This is a genomic window from Dactylosporangium darangshiense (assembly GCF_039537565.1).
Lineage (GTDB): Bacteria > Actinomycetota > Actinomycetes > Mycobacteriales > Micromonosporaceae > Dactylosporangium > Dactylosporangium darangshiense.
In genome coordinates this window covers 1-3,890 of sequence record NZ_BAABAT010000142.1, presented here as the reverse complement: position 1 = coordinate 3,890, position 3,890 = coordinate 1, and the positions used below count along the sequence as shown (strand labels likewise).

Here is a 3,890-nt window from a genome sequence, read left to right as displayed (position 1 = left end):
AGCTGGACCTCGAAGGTCGAGCGGTGATGGCGATGGCCCGGCGGGGACCAGGGGTGCACCCGAACCCTCCCACTCAGCGATCAAACGGGCGACTCGGATACAGGGATGGTGCACCAGTGAGCGGTGACGTCATCGACTCGACCTGATCCGTGGCTGCCTCCGAGATCGGCGTCCTCCGGGTTCCGGTTCCCGCCGCAGGTGATCGTCGTCGCCGTGCGCTGGTATCTACGCTTCAACCTCTCGTATCGCGACGTTGAGGAGCTGCTGGTCGAACGCGGCGTGGAGGTCGATCACGTCACCGTGTACCGATGGGCGCAGCGGTTCACGCCGTTGCTGGCCGACGCTGCCCGGTTCTGCCGGCACTCGCCGGGAGACAGGTGGCACGTGGACGACACCTACGTCAAGGTCAACGGAGTCTGGCGCTACGTGTACCGGGCGGTCGACCAGTACGGCCAGGTCATCGATGTGCTGGTCTCGGCGCGCCGGGACGCCGACGCGGCGCGGAGGTTCTTCCGCCGGGTGCTGTCCACGTTGAAGGTCAAGCCCACCGAGGTGGTCACCGATGCCGCCGCGGTCTACCCCACCGTCCTGGACGAGCTGATCCCGTCGGCGTGGCACCACGTCGAGCAGCACGCCAACAATCCGATCGAGGCTGATCACAGCCAACTGAAACACCGGTTGAGACCGATGCGCGGCCTACGGACGGATCAGACGGCACAGGTCATCATCGCCGGCCACGCGTTCATGCAGAACCTCCGCCGCAGCCACTACGAACTCGCCGTTGACGCCCCGCCGGCTACGCGAGTCGCCGCCGCGTTCACCGAACTCGCCCGGGCGATCTGACTATTTAGCGGACCCGACACGGGTTTGACGCGTCGGGTGATCCCACAACGCAACGGCGCCCGCAGAGGAGCCTGCTCTCGTTGGCCGCCTTGTTGCGCACCTCGAGGGCAGCGACAGTCGACGTCGGGCACTTTCTGTATGCGTCAGAAGCAGTTGCGCTGTCGAAAATGGCGATGATCCGTGCCCCGGCGCGGCGGTCATCGCAGTCGACAATATCGGGAAGGGCTGCCTGCCCGGCAACTGTCTGGGTGGGACTCTCATCCAGACACTGGCTGACCTTGTAATCGTCGCCCGAAGTGGCACTCGACGTGCCCCTGACCAGCAGGGCGCCACCGATACAGAACACGAGGAACAGGAGCCCGGCTATGCTGAGGACGATGGCGAGAATCGTGCCGGTGTTGTTTCTGGGCGGCGGTGCCGGCGTCATGAAGTAGTGCAGGCCCGACGGCGCGGCGAGCGGATGAGCCGCGGTGTGGAACGCGGGATATTGAGTGGGTGGCCGTGCGTTCGCCGATCTCGGAGGGTATGGCGTCGGTGCTCCCGCCGGATATGTGTCGGAAGCCCATCGTGCAAGGGTGCCGGGTTGGTAGGCCAAGACGGTGGAACCGCAGGATGGGCTGCTCGGCATTCGGTTCCGGCATGAACATTCCTTTGTTCGAACGAACTGCACTTGCACGCTACAGGAGCGCACAGCGACACACACTCCCCTTCTCGTCGGAATGAGGGGCAGTTCCTGCGTGATTCTCTTTGCCCGGTTAGATAGTGAAATTGCTAGCCTTGTGGGCGGATGACCGGTGAACGCCGACTACTGATGATCTTCAGGCTCCTACGCCGGCAGCAGGATCGCCGGGATAGCCCGAAACCGCACTGCCGATCCAACGAAGAACCGTTGACATGACCAGCGCGCGGCCCGGTCATTGGCTGGATTCCGAGACTGGCTTGTCTTTCGGACAACGTCGCCTTCGGTTGGACGAGGACACACTCAATCGCTCCGAAACAGACGAGCACCCGCGGAGCGCCTCAGATCCACAGTGGACAGTCAGCGTCAGCGTTTTGACTGCTCAACGGCCATGTTGACCGGCATGGATGGCGTATTCCTGAGGGTTAAAAGTCCGAAGTGGACGATCAACTAGCTCAAGTTCAAGCATAGCAACAAAAAGTCCGTGAAGGACGCGGCGCCTCCGAAGTAGTCCGGCTACCTCCGCGCTGGTCAGCGGGCTCGGATATCCGCAGATGCCGACGCCCGCCTCGGAGGGGACGTGCAAGTTCCGGAGCCGTACGGCTCCGTCCGTGCCAGGTAGCGAACATCCGAGCAACCAGCGAGCAACCGATCATATGGAGGCCGTGTCCGCCGGGGCTCCGTAGTCTCGCCTACATCCGGATCTGTCGAGACGAGACACTACGGTGAGTTACGGCCTTGCCGGTAGGGGTGCTTGACCAATTCACTCATCCGCCGATGTCAGTGCTCCTGATCGTGGGGCAGTCCGGTTCGAGGAGCAGGATTCGAGAACCTGCCGGCTGCGCCGGCCGGAACGGTGACCGGGTGATTCTCGGTGTTGTTGGCATACTCCGTGAGGTGAGCGATGATCCCGGCGAGGAAGCGCGGTGCGTCACGGGCGGGCTGGCCGACGTCGAACAGCGAGGGCGGCCCGGCGGAGGGCCCGGCTACAGCGATGACTGGCTCGCCAAGATCGGGGCACTCGATCCATCGGATTTCGTCGCCCTGCCAGCCGATGAAGTAGACGACCAACCGATGCCGATCGCGAAGCTTGCGGCACACCTCGTCGACGCCACCGATGGGGTCCGCTGGCGGTACGTAGGCAGGTGCGTCGGGAATTACTGGAGCGAGCCAGCCGACGTCCGGAACCGGCTGCTTGTCGATCCGCCGGCGTCGACCGGTGACCCGCGGTGGGATGTGTTCGTGGCGGCGCTGGCTGACCTGCTCTCCTCCAAGGACGGCCATCCTTGCCCGGTGTGGGCGGAGCATGCATCACTGCCGGAGCCGTGGTGGATGTTCGACACGCCGGACGGGCGGGCCGCCGCCGAGCAGTACACCCCAGACGAGTTTCGGCGGCGCGGCGTGATGGTGTCGGGTGAGGAGTTCGATGTCGCGTGACGATGAGGCGCTTTCGGTGGCGGGGTGTGCCTCGCTTGACGATCTAAGCGCCTCACAGCGCGCAAACCGCTTGATCGGCTGCACGCACATGCCGCCGTTGGTGCGCGGCGGCGGGCGAATGCCCGTCACAGCGGGTGACGAGCTCAGCAAGGTCGACGGCTTCCGGTCCTGCCAAATAGCGCGCGTGTATTGAAAGGTCTCACCGGAGGTTCGGCGTGATGAGGTGCTGGGTAGAAACAAGCTGGCTGGTGGCGATCTGGAGGTCCGTGCCAGCGGGCGACGCTCGGCGCTGGTGGAATCTGAAAGACACGGCTGAGCTCGATGGCATCGTAGAGTCGGCACCGGCGGTCCGCCTCGGAAAGGTCGCCACGTGCGGCTGCGAGCCGGAGCCAGCCAGTCCGGCGCGGCGGGTTGCCGATCTGCTGTTCCTGCGGGGAACCCTTCCTGAGCAGTTCGCCGACGAGGAGGTCGACGCGTACGTGTTGCCGCTGCTGAACGAAGAGCTGCGCGACGCGCTGTTGGACGCCTTCCAGCCGGGCGACAACGATCTCCCCACCTTGGGTGCGGGCGACCGCGAGGAGATCACAATCTTCCTCGACAAACACATGGGCGCACGTGTGCTGACCACATCACGAGGCGAGGTCATCGAAGCCCGCCTCGACCATCGGCGTTCTTGCTGACGTCCGACTCTGCCGCCGACCGCGAGCGCAAGGTCGGCGAACTCCGTCACGCCGCGTAACGAGCGTCCGGCGCCGGCCGGTGCGCTGAACTGCCGATGTCCGTGCACCTGATCTTGCTCATGGCCCTTGCTCAACGGCATATCCAGCATCCCGTCGACCGAGCCGAGTTGGTGCCTGGTCGTGTCGATGAGCCCCGTCTGCCGGATCATGCAAACCGGTCCACGGCGTGATATCACTGCTGCTCATGAACA

Annotated in this window: 4 protein-coding genes; 3 read left to right on the top strand and 1 reads right to left on the bottom strand. The window is 64.6% G+C overall.

All coding sequences use genetic code 11. The annotated features are described in order from the left end of the window. Window positions 1-153: 153 nt before the first annotated feature. Window positions 154-843: an IS6 family transposase gene (locus tag ABD901_RS58180; RefSeq protein ID WP_345144914.1), complete on the top strand. Its 690-nt coding sequence runs from the start codon at window positions 154-156 to the stop codon at window positions 841-843. A 4-nt stretch (window positions 844-847) separates the two neighbouring features. Here ABD901_RS58180 and ABD901_RS58175 read toward each other — a convergent pair whose 3' ends face one another. Next, complete coding sequence (locus tag ABD901_RS58175; RefSeq protein WP_345144911.1) at window positions 848-1,270, bottom strand: hypothetical protein; 423 nt, start codon at window positions 1,268-1,270, stop codon at window positions 848-850. Window positions 1,271-2,419: 1,149 nt separating this feature from the next. Between ABD901_RS58175 and ABD901_RS58170 the strand changes: the two genes are divergently transcribed. Both ABD901_RS58170 and ABD901_RS58165 read left to right on the top strand, forming a co-directional pair. Then, on the top strand, window positions 2,420-2,959 hold the full coding sequence (locus tag ABD901_RS58170) for a hypothetical protein (RefSeq protein ID WP_345144908.1): 540 nt from the start codon (window positions 2,420-2,422) through the stop codon (window positions 2,957-2,959). Between the two features lie 248 nt (window positions 2,960-3,207). Beyond that, entirely contained in the window at window positions 3,208-3,639 is a 432-nt protein-coding gene (locus ABD901_RS58165) for a hypothetical protein (protein WP_345144906.1), read from the top strand. Window positions 3,640-3,890: the final 251 nt, after the last annotated feature.